General features: G+C 75.6%; 15 protein-coding genes. 6 read left to right on the top strand and 9 right to left on the bottom strand.

Annotated elements, in window-relative coordinates:
* Positions 1-3: 3 nt before the first annotated feature.
* Positions 4-2022 (bottom strand): ATP-dependent helicase, encoded by a 2019-nt coding sequence (locus CCO02nite_RS06255; protein ID WP_146842273.1) that lies wholly within the window; start codon positions 2020-2022, stop codon positions 4-6.
* 174 nt (positions 2023-2196) lie between these two features.
* Here CCO02nite_RS06255 and CCO02nite_RS06250 point away from each other — a divergent pair, with 174 nt between their 5' ends.
* The gene (locus tag CCO02nite_RS06250) at positions 2197-2457 is read left to right on the top strand and encodes a mycoredoxin (RefSeq protein ID WP_146842272.1); all 261 of its coding nucleotides are present in this window, start codon (positions 2197-2199) and stop codon (positions 2455-2457) included.
* A gap of 22 nt (positions 2458-2479) precedes the next feature.
* Here the strand turns inward: CCO02nite_RS06250 and nudC are convergent, their stop codons facing one another.
* Positions 2480-3481, bottom strand: a complete 1002-nt coding sequence (nudC, locus tag CCO02nite_RS06245) for an NAD(+) diphosphatase (protein WP_146842271.1) — start codon at positions 3479-3481, stop codon at positions 2480-2482.
* 95 nt (positions 3482-3576) lie between these two features.
* Here nudC and CCO02nite_RS06240 point away from each other — a divergent pair, with 95 nt between their 5' ends.
* Positions 3577-4548, top strand: a complete 972-nt coding sequence (locus CCO02nite_RS06240) for a phosphotransferase (protein WP_146842270.1) — start codon at positions 3577-3579, stop codon at positions 4546-4548.
* Here CCO02nite_RS06240 and CCO02nite_RS06235 read toward each other — a convergent pair.
* Both CCO02nite_RS06235 and CCO02nite_RS06230 read right to left on the bottom strand, forming a co-directional pair.
* Positions 4476-7979, bottom strand: coding sequence for an ATP-dependent DNA helicase (locus CCO02nite_RS06235; RefSeq protein ID WP_146842349.1), 3504 nt, complete (start codon positions 7977-7979; stop codon positions 4476-4478). The genes CCO02nite_RS06240 and CCO02nite_RS06235 overlap by 73 nt on opposite strands.
* A gap of 5 nt (positions 7980-7984) precedes the next feature.
* Entirely contained in the window at positions 7985-11323 is a 3339-nt protein-coding gene (locus CCO02nite_RS06230) for an ATP-dependent helicase (protein ID WP_246117384.1), read from the bottom strand.
* A 141-nt stretch (positions 11324-11464) separates the two neighbouring features.
* Here CCO02nite_RS06230 and CCO02nite_RS06225 point away from each other — a divergent pair, with 141 nt between their 5' ends.
* Both CCO02nite_RS06225 and CCO02nite_RS06220 read left to right on the top strand, forming a co-directional pair.
* Entirely contained in the window at positions 11465-12133 is a 669-nt protein-coding gene (locus tag CCO02nite_RS06225; RefSeq protein ID WP_146842268.1) for a TetR/AcrR family transcriptional regulator, read from the top strand.
* Positions 12134-12244: 111 nt separating this feature from the next.
* Positions 12245-12469, top strand: a complete 225-nt coding sequence (locus tag CCO02nite_RS06220) for a DUF3107 domain-containing protein (protein WP_146842267.1) — start codon at positions 12245-12247, stop codon at positions 12467-12469.
* A gap of 21 nt (positions 12470-12490) precedes the next feature.
* Here the strand turns inward: CCO02nite_RS06220 and CCO02nite_RS06215 are convergent, their stop codons facing one another.
* Together CCO02nite_RS06215 and CCO02nite_RS06210 are read right to left on the bottom strand one after the other, a co-directional pair.
* A complete protein-coding gene (locus CCO02nite_RS06215; RefSeq protein WP_222593152.1) occupies positions 12491-13702 on the bottom strand; it encodes a GNAT family N-acetyltransferase in 1212 nt (403 codons plus the stop codon).
* A gap of 17 nt (positions 13703-13719) precedes the next feature.
* Positions 13720-14454: a ferritin-like fold-containing protein gene (locus CCO02nite_RS06210; protein ID WP_146842266.1), complete on the bottom strand. Its 735-nt coding sequence runs from the start codon at positions 14452-14454 to the stop codon at positions 13720-13722.
* Between the two features lie 296 nt (positions 14455-14750).
* On the opposite strand from CCO02nite_RS06210, the gene CCO02nite_RS06205 reads away from it, so the two are divergent.
* Entirely contained in the window at positions 14751-16598 is a 1848-nt protein-coding gene (locus CCO02nite_RS06205; protein WP_146842347.1) for a DEAD/DEAH box helicase, read from the top strand.
* A gap of 50 nt (positions 16599-16648) precedes the next feature.
* On the opposite strand, the gene CCO02nite_RS06200 is transcribed toward CCO02nite_RS06205, so the two are convergent.
* Together CCO02nite_RS06200 and CCO02nite_RS06195 are read right to left on the bottom strand one after the other, a co-directional pair.
* Complete coding sequence (locus CCO02nite_RS06200) at positions 16649-17269, bottom strand: MarC family protein (RefSeq protein ID WP_146842265.1); 621 nt, start codon at positions 17267-17269, stop codon at positions 16649-16651.
* Positions 17266-18108: a PHP domain-containing protein gene (locus CCO02nite_RS06195; RefSeq protein ID WP_146842264.1), complete on the bottom strand. Its 843-nt coding sequence runs from the start codon at positions 18106-18108 to the stop codon at positions 17266-17268. Before CCO02nite_RS06195 ends, CCO02nite_RS06200 begins: the two co-directional genes overlap by 4 nt.
* Positions 18109-18145: 37 nt before the next feature.
* Between CCO02nite_RS06195 and CCO02nite_RS06190 the strand changes: the two genes are divergently transcribed.
* Positions 18146-19690: an aminopeptidase P family protein gene (locus CCO02nite_RS06190; RefSeq protein ID WP_146842263.1), complete on the top strand. Its 1545-nt coding sequence runs from the start codon at positions 18146-18148 to the stop codon at positions 19688-19690.
* Here the strand turns inward: CCO02nite_RS06190 and CCO02nite_RS06185 are convergent.
* Complete coding sequence (locus CCO02nite_RS06185) at positions 19687-20784, bottom strand: right-handed parallel beta-helix repeat-containing protein (RefSeq protein ID WP_146842262.1); 1098 nt, start codon at positions 20782-20784, stop codon at positions 19687-19689. The genes CCO02nite_RS06190 and CCO02nite_RS06185 overlap by 4 nt on opposite strands.
* Between the last annotated feature and the right edge of the window lie 56 nt (positions 20785-20840).

Here is a 20840-nt window from a genome sequence, read left to right as displayed (position 1 = left end):
GTATTAACGCTCGAATCTCGACGAGTTCTGCGCGAGCGCCGCGAGCACCGTCGCCACGACCTCGTCCCCCACGGCGGCGAGCGTCGTCGGCCCCACGCCGGGGACGCTCGCGAGCTCCTCGCGCGAGCGTGGGAGCCGCTGCGCGATCGCCGCGACCAGGTGCGGGCGCAGGACGTCGCGCGGGGCGATCGCCAGCGCGAGCGCCCGCTCGTCGCGCCAGTGCCCGAGCGCCGCCGCCACGCGCGCGCTGCGGGGATCCGTCTCGATCGTCGCGACACCGCGACCCGCGACCCTGCCCGCCCCGGGCCACAGCTCGGTGAGGAACCTCGACGCGCTGCGTCCGGCGCGGCCGCCCGGGGTCCGCGACCGCGCGTACGACAGCTGCAGGTGCTCGCGCGCCCGCGTGACGCCGACGTAGAGCAGCCGCCGCTCCTCGGCGACCTCGGCCGGGGTGCGGGCGAGCGACGTCGGCAGCAGACCGTCGCTGAGCCCGACGAGGAACACCGCGTCCCACTCGAGGCCCTTCGCGGCGTGCAGCGACGCGAGCGTGACGCCCTGTACGGTCGGCGCGTGCTGCGCCGCGGCGCGCTCGTCGAGCTCCGCGACGAGGTCGGCGACCGTCGCGGGCGCGCCCGCCGCCGCGCTCGAGGCCGCAAGGTCGTCGGCGAGCCGGGCCAGCGCCGTCAGCGCCTCCCACCGTTCGCGGGCCACGCCGCGCGTGGCCGGCGGCTCCTCGGTCCAGCCGGCGTTGCGCAGCAGGTCTCGCGCCGCGACCGGCATCGGCACGTCGTCGGCCGCGGCGCGCGCGCCACCGCGCAGGTAGACGATCGCCTCACGCACGTCCCGCCGCGCGAAGAACCGCTCGCCGCCGCGCACCTGGTAGGGCACGCCGGCGCCGGCCAGCGCCTCCTCGAACGCCTCCGACTGCGCGTTGGTGCGGTAGAGCACCGCGATCTCGCTCGCCGGCACGCCGGTCGCCACGAGCCGGGCGGCAGCCGCCGCGACGCCGGCCGCCTCCGCCTCGTCGTCGTCGTACGCCGCCCACCGCACGGGCGGGCCGTCGCCGCGTTGTGCGCGCAGCTCGAGCGGTGCGGGACCGCCCGCGGAGCGCGCCGCGTCGATCACGCGGTTCGCGAGCCCGACGACCTGCGGCGTCGAGCGGTAGTCCCGCACCAGCCGCACCACCTGCGTCCCGGGATGGCGCCGCGCGAACCCGGTCAGGTGGTGCGGGGTCGCACCCGCGAACGAGTAGATGGTCTGGCTCGGGTCGCCCACGACGCACAGCTCGTGCCGGTCGCCCAGCCACTGGTCGAGCAGGTACTGCTGCAGCGGGCTGACGTCCTGGAACTCGTCGACCACGAAGTGCCGGTAGGTCTCGCGCACCTGCGCGGCCACGTCGCCGCGTTCGACGAGCATGCCCGCGAGCAGCAGCAGGACGTCCTCGAAGTCCATCACGCCGCGCTCGTCCTTGACCTGCTCGTACGCCGCGAGCAGCCGCGCGACCGCCGGCGCGTCGTCCCCCCCGGGCACCACGCGGTCGAGCGCCGCGACGGCCCGCGCGTAGTCGTCGGGCGGGACGAGGCTCACCTTGGCCCACTCGACCTCGGCCGCGAGGTCGCGCACCGCGGCCCGGTCGACCGCGATGCCGACCCGGCGCGCCGCCTCCGCGACCAGCGGCGCCTTCGCCTCCGCGAGCCGCGGCGGACCGCCGCCGACGACCTTGGGCCAGAAGTACCCGAGCTGGCGCAGCGCCGCGGCATGGAACGTGCGGGCCTGGACGCCGCCCGCGCCGAGCCCCCGCAGCCGCGTGCGCATCTCGCCCGCCGCGCGGGCCGTGAACGTCACCGCGAGGACCTGACCGGGCTTGTAGACCCCGGTCCGGATGCCGTACGCGATGCGGTGCGTGATCGCCCGCGTCTTGCCCGTGCCCGCCCCCGCGAGCACGCACACCGGACCGCGCAACGCGGTCGCGACGGCGCGCTGCTCGGGATCGAGCGCGTCGAGGAGGTCGTCGGCGGACATCGCGGCCATCCTCGCAGGCGTGACCGACACGGGTCGCCACGAGCCACGACGACACCGGCGACCGCCGATCGGCGACGACCCCGGGGGCCGCGGGCCGGCGACCGTCGTCGGGAATCGCCGCCGACCCGGGGACGTTGTCACGACGGACACGCCCCGACCAGCACCCGAGGACCGATGACCCCGACCCTGCCCGCCGCCGGCTCCGTGACGATGTACTCGACGACGTGGTGCGGCTACTGCCGCCGCCTCAAGACGCAGCTCGACTCGGTCGGCATCGGCTACACCGAGATCGACATCGAGCAGCACCCGGATGCCGCCGAGGTCGTCGCGGCCCTCAACGACGGCAACCACACGGTCCCCACCGTGCTGTTCCCGGACGGCAGCGCCGCCACCAACCCGTCGCTCGTCGAGGTCCGGCAGCGGCTCGGGGCCTGAGCCGCAGGCTGTCAGCGCGCGGTCACCAGGTCACGTCCGGCGCTGCCGGCAGCGGGCCACCGAACCACTCCTCGATCAGCGCCCGCGCGATCGACGTCGACCCGGGCGGGACGATCTCACCCGCACCGACCGCGTCCGCCAGCTCGGCGCGCGTGAACCAGCGCGCCTGCGTCACCTCGGTGCCGTCGACCGTCACGTCCGTCGTGAGCGCGTGCGCGCGGAAGCCGACCATGAGCGAGGCCGGGAACGGCCAGGGCTGGCTCGCGCGGTAGCTCACGTCGCCGACGAGCACGCCCGTCTCCTCGAGCACCTCGCGGCGCACCGCGTGCTCGAGCGACTCGCCCGCCTCGACGAAGCCCGCGCTCGTCGAGTACCGCCCTGGCGCCCACGCGGCGCTGTGGCTCAGCAGGAGGCGGTCGTCCGCGCCGACGACCGCCATGATCACGGCCGGGTCGGTCCGCGGGTAGTGCTCCGACCCGTCCTGCGCGCACACGCGGGTCCAGCCGGCGGCCGTCACCTTCGTCGCGGCGCCGCAGCGCGGGCAGCGCGGGTGGCGCTCGTGCCAGGCGTCCAGCGCCACCGCGGCCGTCGCCAACCCGGCGTCGCGCGCGTCCAGCGCGCCGCCTGCCGTCCGCAGCGTCGCCCACCGGGTTCCCTCGGGTACCTCCTGCCGCGGCGCCCGCCCCACGGGGCTGTGCACCGGGCTGTGCACGGCGACGTCCGACGCCGCCCCGACCGTCGGCGCGAGCGTCGGGGCCGCCACGCGCAGCGCGAGGTAGGCGCGTTCGTCGTCGCGCCCGAGCAGCAGCCAGCGCTCCTCGTCGACCCCGTCCGCGTACGCGATCGCGTCGTCGACCGTCAGCAGCGCGAGCGCGTGGTCGGCCGCGAGCACGGCACCGCCGCCGACGAGCAGGACGCGCGTGCTGACGTCAGCACGCAGCCGCCCGAGCACGTCGGGCTCGTCACGCTCGACGGCGGCGCGGTCGACGACCGCGCGCGAGAGGGGCAGGTCGTCGGAACGCACACCGGAACGCTAACCCGCCGCGCCCCTCGGACGAATCGGGCGGACACGCCGAGTCGGTCGGTCGAGGGCGAGGCACGCCCCCCTACGCTGAGCGCGTGCCTCGCTCTCCGCTCGCCCTCGCTGCCCTGGCCACCGTCGCGGTGCCCGGGCTGGACGCGTTCGACGTCCGGCGTCCTGTGCACCCCGGCACCGACTTCGACATCGCCGTGGTCGTCGACGCCAACCGACGCCGGTGGGTGGTGCGGGCACCCGTGCACGCCGCCGCCGGAGCCGCACTCGAGGCCGAGGCCGTGCTGCTCGACGGTCTCGCGCGCGCCAGCGAGGCCGGCACCCTGCCCTTCGCCGTCCCGCGCCCCGTCGGCTTCGCGCACCTGCCCGAGGGTGGCCGCGCCGCGGTGCACGCCGAGATCCCCGGCGTCGCGCTCGACGTGACGCGTCTCGTTCCCGGTCCCGGCATGTGCGCCGCGGTCGGTCGAGCGGTCGCCGCGATCCACGAGTTGCCCGTGTCCGTGGTCGAGGACGCCGGCCTGCCGGCGTACGACGCGCAGGAGTACCGAGCCCGTCGCCAGTCCGAGGTCGACGAGGCCGCGCGCACCGGCAAGGTCCCGCCCACGCTGCTGCGCCGCTGGGAGGAGCGCCTCGAGGACGTCGCGCTCTGGCGGTTCCAGCCGACCGTCGTGCACGGCGACCTCACCAACGAACGGATCCTCGTGCGCGACGACGAGGTGACGGGGATCCTGCACTGGGGCGACGCGAGCGTCGCCGACCCCGCCGACGACCTGTCGTGGCTGCTGGTGGCAGCGCCGCCCGAGGTCGCCGACTCGATCATGGAGGCCTACCAGCTGCGGCGCACCGAGCTGCTGGACCCGTACCTGACCGAGCGTGCGCTCCTCGCCGGTGAGCTCGCGCTCGCCCGCTGGCTCCTGTACGGGGTGCGCTCGGGCGATGCGGACGTCGTCGCCGACGCGGTCGAGATGCTCGAGGACCTCGACGCTCACACCCGTCCGGTGCCCGTGGGCCCGGCCGCCGCGACCGAGCCCGTCCCGGCGGTCGGTTCGCTGGTCTGAGTCGGCTCGCTGGTCTTGGTCGGCCCGCTGGTCTGGGTCGCCCCGCGCAGCAGCACGGCGAGCTCGTCCTCGCCCAGCAGCCGCGCCGGGTACACCGTGCGGTTCTGCTCGACGTGGTGGAACGCGGCGCCGACCTCGTCGAGCGGGATGCCCGACCAGCGCGACCAGGCCAGCCGGTACACCGCGAGCTGCAGCTCGCGTGCCGCTGCGACCTCGGGGTCGCTCGACGGTGCACCGGTCTTCCAGTCCACGACGACGACGCGCCACCGCTGCGCCGCCTCCCCCGCGGCGCGGCCCGGCCCCGGGTCGTCCGGGTCCGCCGGGAAGACCGCATCGATCCGGGAACGCAGCACGTAGCCGGCGACGGGCGTCTCGATGTCCAGCTCGACCTCCAGCGGCGTGCGGGCCGCCCACACGGAGTCGAGGAACGCTGCTCTCAGCCGCGCCTCGTCGGCCGCGAGTGCTCCCGGTCCGTCGAGCAGGTCGTCGTCGGCCCCCGGCAGGTCGTCGACGTCGACGAGCGACGCGGCGCCGAAGTACGCCTCGACCCACGCGTGGAACCGCGTGCCCAGCCGTGCGCGGCCCGACGGCTCGGCGGGCACCGGCCGACGTAGCCCGAGCGCGAACTCGTCGCGGTCCGCGCCGAGTCGCACGACCGCCGACGCGGACAGGTGAGCGGGCAGCTCGACCGTGGCCGCACCGCGCGCGGCGCGCCGGCTCTCCTCGAGCAGGCTCGTCGCGAGCCGGCTCCACGGTCCGTCATCACCGCCGGCCCGCCCGCCAGAGCCCGCCGGGTCTGTGAGCGCCGGGTCTGTGAGCGCCGGGTCTGCGTCCGCCAGGTCTGCGTCCGCCAGGTCCGTGAGCGCCGGCTCCGCCAGCGCCGCGCGCACCCAGCCGGCGGAGCGTTCGACGGCCGCGCGACGGCCCGGACCGTCCTCGACCGCGAACGGGTCGGCGGGCCAGTGCACCGGTGCGGATGCGCCGTCGTCGGGACGCGCGTCGTCCGACGCGGGCTCCGCCGCCCAGCCTTCGGTGTGCACCAGACCCGCCTCTGCGAGCTCGAGCAGGAACGTCGACGGCCGGCGCGGGCGCGTGCCGTCACCCCACCAGGCACCCGTGAGCAGCAGCCGCGAACGGGCCCGCGTGAGCGCCACGTACGCGAGCCGACGCTCCTCGGCCACCTGGTGCTCGCCCGCGTCGCGCACGAACCGCCTGCGGCGTTCCTCGAGGTCCTTCGGGTCGGCCGCGCCCGCGTGGTCGAGCTCGGGCAGGTCCGCGCGGTCTCCGCGCAGCGGGTACGGGAGCTGGTCGAGCCCGGTCAGCCAGGCCGAGCTCTTCGGCCCGTCCTTGCCCTGCGTCGCCGTCGCGGGCAACCCGCCGTCGACGAGCCCGGCGACCGCGACGACGTCCCACTCGAGCCCCTTCGCGGCATGCACCGTGATGAGCTGCACGGCGTCCGGGTCCGGCTCGGTGACGGGCAGCTCGAGACCGTTCTCGCGCGCGTCGGCCGCCTCCAGCCAGGCGAGGAATCCCCCGAGCGTCGGGGTGTCGACCGCGCGCGTGAAGTCCACCGCCACGTCGCGGAACGCGTCGAGGTGCGCCCGGGCCCGGCCAGGCGCGACCCCCGGCCGTGCGAGCAGCTCGATGTCCAGGCCGAGCAGGCGCTCGGTCTCCCCGACGAGGTCCGGCACCGACAGGTACGCATGCGCGCGCAGCGAGCGCAGCAGGCCGGCGAGGTCGACGAGCCGGCGCCGGCCTTCGTCGCTCAGCGACCGGCCCGACGCGCTGCGCCAACCGGGTCGCGGCAGGTCGTCGAGCGCGTCGACGACGCTGCGCTCGTCGATCACGTCCGCCTCGACGCCCGCCGCGCGCCCGCTGCGTCGCCCGACGAGCTCGCCCGCCCACGCCGCGAGCGCGTGCAGGTCCGCCGCGCCGAGCCGCGTGCGCGCGCCCGTGAGCAGGCGCATGAGCGCATCGCCGCGGGTCGGGTCGTACGCCGCCTGCAGCGCGGCCACGACGTCGACGACCTCCGGGGTCGACAGCAGCCCCCCGAGCCCGACGACCTCGACCGGCAGACCCCGCGCCCGCAGCGCCGAGCGCAGCGCGCCGAACTGCGCCCGCTTGCGGCACAGCACCGCCGCCGTGACCCGCGGGCCGTCGGCCCCGGCCGGACGCCAGTGCTCGGCGACGAACTCGGCGACCGCCCGGGCCTCCTCGAGGGTCGTCGCCGCCATCAGCGCGTCGACGCGACCCGGGCCGGCATCGGGTCGCGCCTCGAGCAGCGGGACGCGCACCCGTGCGTCGGCCGAGCGCAGCGGCGCCGCGACGAGGTTCGCGGCGTCCAGCACGGCATGCTCGTTGCGCCACGACGTCGACAGCGGGTAGACCCGCGCCGGCGTCCGGTCGCCGCCCGGGGCGACGCGCGGGAACGTCGTCGGGAAGCGGGACAGCCCGCCGGCGCTCGCGCCGCGCCAGCCGTAGATCGACTGGTGCGGGTCCCCGACGGCCGTGACCGGGTGGCCGTCCCCGAACAGCGCGGACAGCAGCACGAGCTGCGCGTACGAGGTGTCCTGGTACTCGTCGAGCAGCACGACCGCGAACCGCGCACGCTCCCCCGTGCCGACCTCCGGCACGTCGCGCGCCAGCCGCGCCGCGAGCGCGACCTGGTCCCCGAAGTCGATGGCGTCCGACGCACGCTTGCGCTCGCGGTACGCGCCGACGACCTCGAGCACCCGCGCGCGCTCCTCGAGCGAGCGCAGCACGCGCGTGACCTCGGCGTACGGCGCGCGCGGCGGTGTCCCCGCCGGCGTGGCCCGCAGCTCGGCGACGATGTCCTCCACGCGCGAGCGGGCTCCCGCGACCTCGAGCAGGTGCTCGTCGAGCGCGCCCGACAGTGCGAGCACCGCGTCGACGAGCGTCGACGTGGCCGCCGCCGTGTCCAGGTCGTCCTGCCAGCCCTCGACGACCTCGCTCGCGAGCTGCCACTGCGCGGCCTCGCCGAGCAGCCGCGCCGACGGGTCGAGCCCGAGCCGCAGCGCGTGGTCGGCGACGAGCGAGGCGGCGTACGAGTGGTAGGTCGCGACGGTCGGCCGCTCGAGCCCGCCCAACGGGTCGTCGCGCAGCGCGGCGCCGCCCGGGAGCGTGAGCCCCGCCTCGGCCGCCGCGCGCGCGAGCCGCCGCAACCGGTGGCGCACGCGTTCGCCGAGCTCGCCCGCGGCCTTGCGCGTGAACGTGAGCCCGAGCACCTGCCTCGGCTCGACGATCCCGTTCGCCAGGAGCCACACGACGCGGGAGGCCATCGTCTCGGTCTTTCCCGAACCCGCGCCGGCGACGACGAGCGCCGGTTCGAGCGGTGCCTCGATCACGGCACGCTGCTCGTCGGTCGGCGTCGAGCGGCCGACCAGCGCAGCGATCTGGTCCGCGGACAGCATCGAGCTCACGCGACCACCTGTCCACCCTCGGCGCGCACGGGGCACGAGCGGCGCACCGGGCACCGGTCGCAGTGTGCGTTGACCGTCGCCTCGAACGTCGAGGCGGCCATGCGCTCGGCGACCTCGTCCACGAGCTCGGCGGCCCACGGCCCGACCTCCGGCTGCGTGCGCAGGGTCGCCGACGCACCCGTCCCGAGATAGACGAGCTGGGCGCCGGCGCTCGACGCGCCCGCCGGCAGCTCCTCGAACGCGCCCGCGTCGACCGCGAGCTGGTACGCGCCCAGCTGCGGGTTCGTCTCGGCCTCGGCGCGGCTCGGCGGGCTCGCCCCCGTCTTGAGGTCGACGACGCGCACCCGGTCCGGGTGCTCCGGGTCGACCTCGATCCGGTCGACGCTGCCGCGCACGACCGCACGCGGCGTCGTGAGCGTGAACGCACCCTCGACCAGCAGCGGCCGGCCGGCGTCCGCCAGGTACGCGGCGAGCCGCCGCACCATCTCGTCGGCGCGTGCCCGCGTCGCCCGCGCGGGCCAGCCCGTCCCCAGCCCGAGCTCGGCCCACCGCTCGTCGAGCGCTGCGCTCAGCTCCGCGCGCGACCCCTGCGGGTGCTCCTGCGCGATCGCGTGCACCAGCGTGCCGAGCGACTGGCCGGAGCTGTCGGCCACCGTTCCGCCCGCCGCCTCGAGCGCCCAGCGCAGCGCGCACCGGTGTGCCGTCTCGATCCGCGACGGCGAGACCGGCACGCGGTCCTCCGGCGCCCACAGCGGCTCGTCCGTGCTCGGCGCCGCCAGCCCGTGCCACGCGGCGGGATCCGCACCGGCGACGCCCTCGGCGGCAAGTCGGGCGAGCGTACGCACGGCGTCGGGGTCGGGTGACGCTCCGCGCGCGGCGGCCGCCTCCAGGTTGGCCCGCAGCCGGGCGACGAGTCCGCGCAGGTCGAGCGGCGCACGCACCTGGGCGCGGCGCGGGTCCTCGCCGTCGCCGTCCCACGGCTCGACGAGGTCGACGAACGGCGACGGCTGACGGTCCTCGTCGGCGACCGCCGTCACGACCAGCCGACGCCGGGCCCGCGAGCACGCGACGACGAACGACCGCAGCTCGTCCGCGAGCACCGCCGCCCGGGCCAGCCGGGCCGCCGCCGCCGGGTCCGAGACCTGCACGGCGCGGTCGGCGACCGCGTCGACCAGCGCCTGCGCGCCCAGCAGCGAGTCGCGCAGCCGCAGATCGGGCCACACGCCGTCCTGCACGCCGGCGACCGCCACGACGTCCCACTCGCCGCCCGCCGCACCGGCCGGCGTGAGCACCGCGACCGCCTCGCGGTGCGCCTGCGCCGCGAGCGTGTCCGAGGGCAGGTCCTGCGACCGCAGCCAGTCGACGAACGCTCCGGGCGGCGCGTGCGGCACCCGGTCGACGAAGGTCTCGGCGGCGCGGAACAGCGCGAGCACCGCATCGAGGTCGCGGTCGGCGCGCTCACCGGCCGCCCCACCCGTGAGCGCGGACCGCCGCCACGGCGCGGACAGCCCGGCGGCGTCCCACAGTGCCCACAGGACCCGCTGCGCGTCGGCGTCGGGCCGCAGCGCAGCGTCCCGCCCGGCCGTGAGCACGCGCGCCAGCCGGTCGACGGCCCCGATCGGGTCGACCCACCTCCCCCCGGCAGACCCGGGCGGACCCCCTGGCACCGACCCGACAGCACCCGTCTCCGCACCGACCTGCGCACCGACCTCGGTCAGGTCGCCGACCTCCGCCGCGGCCCCGCCCAGCGCCTCGACGAGCAACGTGTCGCTCGACCGGCCGCCGCCGGCCGCGAGCTCGCGGGTGCGCAGCGCACGCCGCAGCCGCCGCAGCCCGACGGCATCCAGCCCACCCAGCGGCGAGCAGGCGAGCCGAGCCGCGGTCGCGGCGTCCAGGGGCGCCAGACCCACGACGACCGCGGTCGCGTCCAGCAGCGGCCGCACCGCGGGCTCGTCGCGCAGCGGCACGTCGCTGCCCAGCACGCTCACCGGCACGGCTGCCCCCGCGAGCGCACGCCGCAACGCCGTGACCTGCGCACCCGAGCGCGCGACCACCGCCATCCTGCTCCACGCCACGCCGTCCTCGAGGTGCGCGCGACGCAGCTCCCGGGCGATGAACGCCGCCTCCTGCGCACTGCTCGGCAGCACCGCGACCCGCACCTCGTCGCCCGATCCCGGCGTCGCCGAGTCCGCGGCCAGGTCTACGACCGACACCGCAGCCCGGTGCGCCACGGCCCCGACCGACCCGACCCGCTCGGCGATGCGGCTCACCGCGGCCCGCGCCGCGGGACCGTGCCGCCACACCGTTCGCAGCACCACCTCGTCGGCCCCGAACCCCCCGCCCGGTCCGACCGGCGCACTCGCGCGGGCGACGAGCGTGGGCGCCGCACCGCGGAAGGTCTGCACCGCCGCGTCGGGATCCGCCGTCAGGAGCACGCGTGCGCCCTGGGCGGCCATCACGGCGACGAGCTCGGCGGTCGCGGTGGTGCTCTCCTGGTAGTCGTCGACCACCACGAGCTCCCACCGCGGCCGGGGCATGCCGCGCACCTCGTCGTCCCACGTCGCCAACGCGTCCGCCGCGTGAGCGACGACGACCGCAGGGTCCAGCCGCTCGCCCACGTCGGGCGTGCCCGCGCGCAGCGTGAGCACGTCGAGGTACTCCTGGTAGAGCGTGGCGGCCGCGACCCACTCGGGCCGACCCGCGGCGCGGCCCCGGTCGGCGAGGTCCGCCGGGGCCAGGCCCCGCTCGGCGGCGCGCATGAGCACGTCGCGCAGCTCGTCGCGGAACGCGCGCAGCGCGAGCGTCGACGGCCCGATGCCCGGGGGCCACGGCACCGACACCCCCTCACCGGCGGCGTGGCCCGCGAGCAGCTCGGCGAGCACGAGGTCCTGCTCGGGCCCCGAGACGAGCGTCGGTGGCTGCTCCCCGAGCAGCCCCGCTCGCATGCGCAGCACCGCGAACGCTGCGGCCGCGGGCGTCTGCACGAGCGGTCGGCCCGCGGTACGGGCGAGCCGCGCGGTCAGCCGGTCGCGCATCGCGGCAGCCGTGCGGCGGGTCGCGGTCAGTACCAGCAGCCCGCCCGGGTCGAGCCCGGCGTCGACCGCCGCGACCGCTGCCTCCAGCGCGACCGTCGACTTGCCGGTGCCGGGGGCGCCCAGCACGAGCAGCGCGCCGCCGGTGCCGCCCGCCGCCCACGCGACGGCCCGCTCCTGCGCCTCGTCGGCGCGGCGGCCCGCGCCCGCCTCGTCGGCCACGGCCGGCCGCCGCAGCGCGGGAGCGCGCGCCTGCGCCGATGCGGACGCAGGTGCGGACGCAGGTGCGCTCGTCGGGGTCACGGGGAAGATCCCACCACGGCCCACCGACACGCTCGCGCGCCCGGCGAACCCACCTTGTGGGTGACGGCCGATCGGCGGACGCGGTCCGCCTCGCCGCCCAGCTGTGACGTGCCGTTCACGGACCGTCGCTACCATCACGGCATGACCGAGGCCTCGTTCGACCCGCAGTCGCGGGAGCGCGGTCCCCGCATGGCCCGCGACGAGCGCCGCGCCCAGGTCCTGCGCATCGCCCAGGAGCTCTTCTCGTCCGAGGGCTACCACCACGTCTCGATGGACGACATCGCCGACCGGGCGCAGGTCAGCAAGCCCGTCCTGTACCGGCACTTCCCGTCCAAGCTGGACCTGTACCTCGCGGTCGTCGACCAGCGCGGCGACGACCTGCTCGCGACCGTCGGGCATGCGGTCGCGCCGATCGAGCACGGGCCCGTGCGCCCCGGCGACGGACGCGACGTCATCGCCGCGATCGTGCGCGCGTACATGTCGTTCGTCGAGGCCGCGGGCGAGTCGTCGGCGCTGCTGTTCGAGTCGGACGTCACGCACGACGACGACGTGCGGGCGCGCGTCGAGCGCGCGTCGTCCGAGGTGGCGCGCCGGATCGCGTCGGTGCTCGAACCCGTCACGGGGCTGCCCGCCGCGGAGTGCCTGGTCATCGCGGTCTCGCTCATCTCGCTCGCGCAGGGCGCCGCGACGTACCGGTTCCGGCAGGGCCCCGAGCTCGATGCCGAGCAGACCGCCGAGCTGGTCACCCGTCTCGCGTGGGCGGGCGTCGCCGGGCTCGTGCGCGACGACTTCGAGTACGACGAGGGCTGAGGTCCCCGCCGTCTCCGTTCGCTCGTCGCGGACGCGGACGGCAACGCCCGCCGCGCGGCCTAGGATCGAGCCGGACGGCCGGCCGCGGCCGCCGACGAGAGGAAACAGGACGTGGAGATCACGATCGGTGTGCAGCACCTGGCGCGGGAGATCGTCGTGGAGACGGACCTGACGTCCGACCAGGTCGCGGCAGCGGTCGCCGCCTCTCTCGCGGGGAAGCCGGCGCTCGAGCTCACGGACACCAAGGGCCGGCGCGTCATCGTGCCGTCGGCGGCACTCGCCTACGTCGAGATCGGCGTCGAGGCCAAGGGCCGCGTCGGCTTCGGCACGATCTAGCACTCGTCGAACGGGCGCCCGTCAGTCCGACGCCGGCGCACCCGCTTGGGGTGCCACGTCCTGCCAGAAGCACCGCGCACGCGCCAGCCGCTCCGGGTCGTAGCCGCGCCACTTCACCGCCGGGACGGCGTCGCGCGACACCTCGCGGAAGCCTCGGCGCCGGAAGAAGGCGGACGCGTCGTCGGACACGGTCACCGCGAAGACCGCCCGCAGACCTGCGCTGCGCGCGCGCTCGACGAGACCGTCGACGAGCAGCCCGCCCGAGCCCGCGCCGGAGAACTCGCTCACGGTGATGAGCGCGGAGATCTCGCCGAGACCGTCACGCCCGTACGCCTCGGTCTCGATCCCGACGATCCCGGCCAGGTGCCCGGTGCGCACGACGCGCGCGCCGAGCCCGCCGACCGCGATGCGCGCGACCTGCGCGCGGTCGCGCGGCTTGAGCACGCCGTCGGCCACCCCCTGCGCGACGAGCCGCTCGACCGCGGGCAGGTCGTCGACCCGCAGCGGCGTGAGCTGCACGTAGCCGCCGAGCGTGAGGAGCGTTCCTGCGCCGTCGAACGTGAACAGCTCGAGCTCGATGTCCTGTGCGCGGCACAGGTTGACGCTGAACGCGCCGCCGAGCAGAGCGGTCTGCGCGGCCGGCAGCAGGTTGCCGATCCCCCGTTCGCGCAGCGCGGCGCCCAGCGCCTCGCTGTGCAGCTCGAGGTCGACGAAGCTCTTGGGCGGGTCGCCCCAGCCCCCACCGGGGTCGGTGAGCACGACCTTCGAGGCGCCGAGGCCCGCGGCGACGAACCCGGCCGTCTCGGCCACCGCACCGGGGTCGGCCGCGACCACGAGGACCACGCGCGCGTCCGTCGTCGTGATCCACAGGTCCGCGAGCGCGTCGTCGGTCCAGATCGCCGGCGCGACGATCGTGGCCGCACCCCCCGTGGCAGCCGCCAGCCGCTGCGCATCGACGCGATCCGCCACGACGAGCGCGAGGCGCGTGTCGCCGGCGTCGAACCCGCGCACCGCGCGGGCCAGGGGCGCGACCGCCTCCTCGTCGAGCACGGGCAGCGACACGACGATCGTGACGCCGCGGAACTCCTGCACGAAGAACTCGCGCTCGGCGTCGGGGATCGCGGGCCGGCGCCGCTCGGGGGCGACCGACTCGCCCGGGTGCAACGCACGCTCGGGCTGCAGCGGGGGACGCGGGCGCACCGGCTCGGGCGCGCCGTGGATCGACGAGGACATCCGCAGCGACGGGGCGATCAGGCCGTCAGGCCGAGGCGGGCCATGCGACGCGTGTGCTGCGCGGTGAGCTCACCGAAGATCTTGGCGGGCGCGTTCGGGGGCGCGGACGCCGTCGGCGCTGCAGCGGAGCTCGCGCTCGCCGCCGCAGCCTGCGCCGCCGCAGCCTGGGCGGCACCCGCACGCACGCATCGTTCGAGCCCCGGTCGCTGGGCGAGCAGCCGCTGCACCACCGACAGCGCCTCCCCGACGAGCCGGCGGCCCCACAACGCGAGCCGTGACGTCAGCACCTCGTCGCCCGCGCCGGCGGCGTCGAGCTCGGCGACCGCGAGCTCGGAGTGCGACGCGTCGTCGAGCACCTCGAGCACGAGCTGACGCGACTGCTCGTCCAGCCCCTGCGCGGCGAGCCGGCAGAAGTCGTCGGCGACGCCGTAGCCGACGTACGACTTGAGCAGCCGCTCCCACCACGTGCTCGGCTCGGTGCGGACGTCGAACTCCTCGAGGACGCCGTCGAACTGCCCGATCGCGGCCACGGGGTCCGCGCCCAGCTCCTCGATCCGCGCGAGGACCCGGTCCCGGCGCTGCACCGCGGCGGCCGCGAAGCGCGTCAGCGCCAGCCGCTGCTCGATCGTCGGGGCGATCCTGCTGTCCGCCGCGAGTCGCGCGAACGCTGTCTGCTCGAGCTGCGCCACCAGGCCCAGCAGCTCGACGGTGTCCGCGGACGACGGCGGCTCGACGCCGGACGAGGTGGTCATTCCGGCATCGTATGCCCGCGGTCGGCTACCCTGTTCGGGTACCTCGGTTGCCCGGTCGTCTCGTTCTCGCCTTTTCTCTCGCGCAGCCCCCGTCCCTCCGGGACGCGGCGGCTCGCGCGGGTCGACCTTCACGATCGGCTGCCGGCCAGCCCTGTGGCGACCCGTGACGACGCCCGGAGCGCGACGCGCCGCGTCCGCGACCCGCGACGACCGTCGCCACCTTGCGACGAGAGACCCCCGTGACCACCACCTCGAACGACTCCGGCCTGTCCGCCCCGGACGACACCAGCGCCGCCGTGAACGACCGCAACGCCTCCGCCCTCGCGGCGCCCCTGACCCGCACGCTGCACAGCACCGCGTCCTCGGTGCAGGCCGTGGACGCGTCCTTCGCCGACTTCGACGTGCGCCCCGAGATCGTGCAGGCGCTCGCCGACGCCGGCATCACCCATCCCTTCCCGATCCAGGCGATGACGCTGCCCGTCGCGCTCTCGGGTCACGACATCATCGGCCAGGCCAAGACCGGCACCGGCAAGACGCTCGGCTTCGGCGTCCCGCTGCTGAACCGGGTGATCGCACGCGACGAGCCCGGTTACGACGACCTGCGCGCGCCGGGCAAGCCGCAGGCGCTCGTCGTCGTGCCGACCCGCGAGCTCGCGGTCCAGGTCGCGGGCGACCTCGCCACCGCGTCCGCGCGCCGCTCCGTGCGCGTCGTGCAGGTCTACGGCGGGCGCGCCTACGAGCCGCAGATCGACGCGCTGACCAGCGGTGTCGAGGTCGTCGTCGGCACGCCGGGTCGCATGATCGACCTGCTCAAGCAGCGCCACCTGGACCTGTCGCACGTGGGCACGGTCGTGCTCGACGAGGCCGACGAGATGCTCGACCTCGGCTTCCTGCCGGACGTCGAGACGCTGCTCGCGGCGACGCCCGCGACGCGCCACACCATGCTGTTCTCGGCGACCATGCCCGGCCCGGTCGTCGCGATGGCGCGTCGCTACATGACGCAGCCGACGCACATCCGCGCGCAGGACCCCGACGACGACGGCAGCCAGACCGTCAAGAACATCAAGCAGGTCGTCTACCGCGCGCACGCACTCGACAAGGTCGAGCTGCTGGCCCGCATGCTGCAGGCCCGCGGTCGCGGTCTGACGATCGTGTTCGCGCGGACCAAGCGCACCGCCGCGAAGGTCGCCGACGACCTCAACGAGCGCGGCTTCGCCGCGGGTGCGCTGCACGGCGACCTCGGCCAGGGCGCGCGCGAGCAGGCGCTGCGCGCGTTCCGGCACGGCAAGGTCGACGTGCTCGTCGCGACCGATGTCGCCGCGCGCGGCATCGACGTCGAGGACGTCACGCACGTCGTGAACTACCAGTGCCCCGAGGACGAGAAGACCTACCTGCACCGCACGGGCCGCACGGGCCGCGCCGGCAACAAGGGCACGGCCGTCACGTTCGTCGACTGGGACGACATGCCGCGCTGGGGCCTGATCGACAAGGCGCTCGGCCTCGGCATCCCCGAGCCCGTCGAGACCTACTCGAGCTCGCCGCACGTCTACACCGACCTCGACATCCCCGAGGGCACCAAGGGCCGGCTGCCCAAGTCGCAGCAGACCCGTGCGGGCCTGTCGGCCGAGACGCTCGAGGACCTCGGCGAGACCGGCAAGCGCACCCGTCAGGGCGCGCCCGCAGGCGGCCGCGACGGTGGCCGGGGCGGTCACACGAGCGGTGGCGGTCACTCGAGCAGTGGCGGTCACGCAAGCAGCGGCAGCCACTCGAGCTCGCGTCCGCCGCGGACCCGCACCGAGGGCACGGGCACCAGCACCCCGACCTCCACCTCGACGAGCGTTCCGACGAGCACCTCGACGAACACCACGGGCGACGACGCGACCGGCGAGGCCCGGCGTCGTCGGCGCCGCGGCGGTCGCGGCCGCGGCCAGGGTGGCGAGGGCGCGAGCAGCCAGACCGGCTCCGCGCCGGCAGGTGGTGCGCAGACCGACTCCACGCCGGCCAACCCGGTCGGCGCGAGCGCGGCCACGAACGACGCCGACGGCACCGCCGCGTCCTCGTCGGGCCGACGCCGTTCGCGCAACCGGCGCCGCACGCACGGTGACAGCCCCGCCGAGACGTCCGCGCCGGGCGGCGAGGGCTGAGGCCGCGCTGAGGTCGCGCTGAGACCTGGCTGAGGCCGCGCTGAGGCCGGTCAGGCCTCGGCGATGAACGCGGTGATCGCGTCCGCGATGAGCTGGACCGCGATCGCCGCGAGCAGCAGGCCCGCGATACGGGTCACGAGGATCGTGCCCGAGTCGCGCAGCACGCGGTGGATGACGTTGGCGAACCGCATCGCGAGGTAGAGGCACAGGTGGACGACGACGATCGCGATGGCGATCGCCACGTAGTCGGCCGCGTCACCGGCCTGCTTGACGAACACCATCGTCGCGACGATCGCGCCGGGGCCTGCCAGCAGCGGCGTGCCCAGCGGCACGAGCGCGACGTTGACCTTGTCGTTGCCCGACGGCCTGGCCTCCTCCATCTTGCCCGTGAGCAGCTCCATCGCGACGAGCAGCAGCAGGAGCCCGCCCGAGGCCTGCAGCGCCGCGAGCGAGATGTGCATGTAGGACAGGATCGACTGGCCGAAGATCGCGAACGACACGATGACGCCGAGCGCGACCGAGACGGCCTGCCAGGCCGCCCGGTTGCGCTGTCGACGGGTCATCGCGCTGGTCAGACCCAGGAAGATCGGCACGGTGCCGGGTGGGTCCATGATCACGAACAGCGTGATGAAGACCGAGGCGAGCAGCCGCGGGTCCAGCAGCTCGGTCACGGACGGACCACCTCCACGCTCCCCTGCTCCTCGATCGCCGCGAGCACGTGCGGCTGGGTCAGATTCTCCCCCAGGCGGTTGACCTTTCCTGCACCGTGGTAGTCGCTGCCGCCGGTGACGAGCAGGCCGAGCCGGTCGGCGATCGCCCGCAGGCGTTCGCGCTGCTCCGGCGGGTGGTCGCGGTGGTCCACCTCGAGCCCGGCGAGCCCGGCCGCCGCGAGCACCTCGAAGGTCTCGTCGGGCACGATGCGCCCGCGCGCGTCCGCCCCCGGGTGCGCGAAGACGGGGACGCCACCGGCCGCGCGGATCGCGCGCACGGCGTCCGGCCCGTCAGGTGCGTAGTGCGGCACGTGGTACCTCCCGTCGGCGCGCAGCAGCTCGACGAACGCCGCGTCACGGTCGGGCACGATGCCGCGCGCGACGAGCGCGTCCGCGACGTGCGGGCGGCCGATCGTGACGGCGTCCCCGGCCTGCGCGACGACGTCGTCCCACGTGATCGGGTGGTCGCGTGCGATCAGGTCGACCATCGCGCGCGCCCGGCCGAGCCGCGCTGCGCGCGTGCGGTCGAGCTCGGCGAGCAGCGCCGGGTGCGTGGGGTCCTGCAGGTAGGAGAGCAGGTGGATGCTGATGCCCCGCCAGCGCGCGGACACCTCGGTCCCGCGCACGAGCGCGACGCCCTCGCGCACGGCCGCAGTCGCGGCGTCGGACCAGCCGGCGGTCGTGTCGTGGTCCGTGAGCGCGACGACGTCGAGGCCGGCACGCGCCGCGGCGCGCACGACGAGGTCGGGCGGCTCGGTGCCGTCGGAGGCCGAGGAATGGGCGTGCAGGTCGATGCGCACGACGAGCACGCTACCGAGCCGGTGCGAAGATGGGCGGATGAGCGACGTGAGCAACCCGGTCGAGCAGCCCGCCGAGCAGCCGATCGGCGACCGGGGGTCGAACCGCTCCCAGCGCCCCGGCTCGGCGGCCTTCCTCGAGTTCGTGACGTCCGGCTGGGGCGAGCGCCCTCCCTCGCAGGTGACCCGGTCGCCCGCCGCCGACTTCACCGCGGCCCGGCGCAGCGCGCTGTCGGGCCGGTTCCCCGGCCGCCGTCTCGTCGTGCCCGCGGGCACCTTCAAGGTCCGCTCGAACGACACCGACTACCGGTTCCGCCCGCACTCGGGGTTCGCGCACCTCACCGGCCTGGGCGTCGAGCAGGAGCCCGACGCGGTGCTCGTGCTCCACCCGGTCGAGGACGGCACCGGTGACGACGGCAGCGGCCACCGTGCCGTGCTCTACATGCGCCCGCTCGCGGGCCGCGACACGAGCGAGTTCTTCTCCGACTCGCGGTACGGCGAGTTCTGGGTCGGCGCGCGGCCGACTCTCGAGGACCTCGAGACGCTGACCGGCATCACGACCGCGCACCTCGACGACCTGCGCGACGCGCTGGCCAAGGACGTCGGCGCGGACGGCGTGCAGGTCCTCGTCGTGCCGGACGTCGATGCGAGCGTCGACGCGGTCGTCGCCGAGCTGCGGGCGCAGCAGGAGTCCGGCGAGCGCGACGACCACCTCGTCGAGGCCCTCTCCGAGCTTCGGCTGCTCAAGGACGCGTACGAGCAGGAGCAGCTGCGGCTCGCGGTGGACACGACGGTCGAGGGCTTCGAGAAGGTCGTCCGCGCCCTGCCCGCGGCGCGCGCGCATGCCCGTGGCGAGCGGGTGGTCGAAGGCACGTTCGTCGGGCACGCGCGTCAGGAGGGCAACGCCGTCGGGTACGAGACGATCGCCGCCTGCGGCGACCACGCGACGACCCTGCACTGGATCGACAACGACGGTCGGGTGCGCGACGGCGACCTGCTGCTGCTGGACGCGGGGGTCGAGGTCGACTCGCTGTACACCGCGGACGTCACGCGCACGCTGCCGGTCAGCGGCACGTTCACCGACGTGCAGCGTCGCATCTACCAGGCCGTGCTCGACGCCGCCGACGCCGCGTTCGAGGCGGCCGTCCCCGGCGCCCGGTTCCGGGACGTGCACGCGGCCGCGATGGAGGTCGTCGCGGCCCGGCTCGACGAGTGGGGCCTGCTGCCGGTGAGCGCCGCGGAGGCCCTCGATCCCGAGAACCAGCACCACCGCCGCTGGATGGTGCACGGCACGAGCCACCACCTCGGCATCGACGTGCACGACTGCGCCCAGGCGCGCGCCGAGCTCTACCTCGACGGCGTCCTGGAACCCGGCATGGTGTTCACCATCGAGCCCGGCCTGTACTTCAAGTCCGACGACCTGCGCGTCCCGGCCGAGTACCGCGGCATCGGGGTCCGGATCGAGGACGACGTGCTCATCACGGCCGACGGGAACGAGAACCTGTCGGCCGCCCTGCCCCGCGACCCGGATGCGATCGAGGCGTGGATGGCCGGCCTGCGCACGGACGAGGCGAGCGCGAGCTAGGTGCCGGCGCAGCCCGCCGGCGCCTCGTGGCGCGGGCCGAGCCAGGCCATCCGTCTGATCGTGGTGCCGCGGACGTAGCCCTCGAGGTCTCCGCGGTTGTCCTTGCGGGTGATCGTGCTCGGGCACTCGGGCAGCATGGCGATCCGCGCCGCGCACGCCGCGTCGCAGAACCAGTTGTTCATCCACGCGTGCACGCCGGCGCGCGAGAACGTGTTGCCGACGACGAGAGCGCTGCTCGAGCTGCGGACCTTGACGGAGTCGCCCGAGCTGACCCAGAACGCGTTGCTGCGCACGACGACCTCCTTCGAGTAGATCGCGTACACGCCGTGCACGTGCGATCCGCGCGACGGCACGTTCTCGATGCGCGCGAACACGTTGTGGCTGATCACGACGCCGCGCGTGTTGGTCAGCACCACGGCGCCGAACCCGTGGTGCAACGCGTCCGACTCGCTCACGTCGGGGACGTACTTGGTGCCGATCCGCTCGAACCGCATGCCCGTGACCACGGCGGTGGCGGGCGTCGCGTCGCCGTAGGCGACGCTGTGCTCGCCGTCCGGCTTGACGCGGTAGCCGCCGTCCACGACGAGCCCGTCCGGGTAGCGTTCGACGTCGAGGTAGCGCACGTCGAACCGCGTGACGTCCGGGTACTCGTCGCGTACGTCGACGACGTCGATGTTGAGCCACGCGTACCGGACGCCGCGCCCGTCGAACCGCGGCCGCGCGGTCGCGGCGACGACCGCGCCGTCGTACTTCTCGGGCACGAACCGGACCCGGTTCCCGGGCGACGTCACGATCCATCGAGTGTGCTGACGGTCGTAGGTGCCGGCTGCGATCCGTACGTCGATGTTGACCGCAGCCTCGCGGTGCTGACGGCCGAGCCGCGACCGGGTCCAGATCCCGTCCTGCGCGCGCAGCGCGGTCTGGGCGGCCGCGATGGAGCGGACGGGCGCCGCGATCGACCCGTCGCCGCCCGCGGGTGCATCGGCATCGACGTGCAGCGTCACCGTGAGCGCGTCACCTGCCCTGGCGTCGGGCGCGTGCGGGACGCGGGCGGTCGCCGCCTCGGCCGGGCCGGGGATCCCGAGGAGCAGCACGAGGGCCACCGCCCCCGCCGGCCACCGCCGACTCCAGGACCCGAGCAGCCCTCGAT

The sequence above is a fragment of the Cellulomonas composti genome, assembly GCF_007990245.1.
GTDB lineage: Bacteria > Actinomycetota > Actinomycetes > Actinomycetales > Cellulomonadaceae > Cellulomonas > Cellulomonas composti.
The sequence above is the reverse complement of the archived record's forward strand: the minus strand, read 5'-3'. Positions and strand labels throughout refer to the sequence as shown.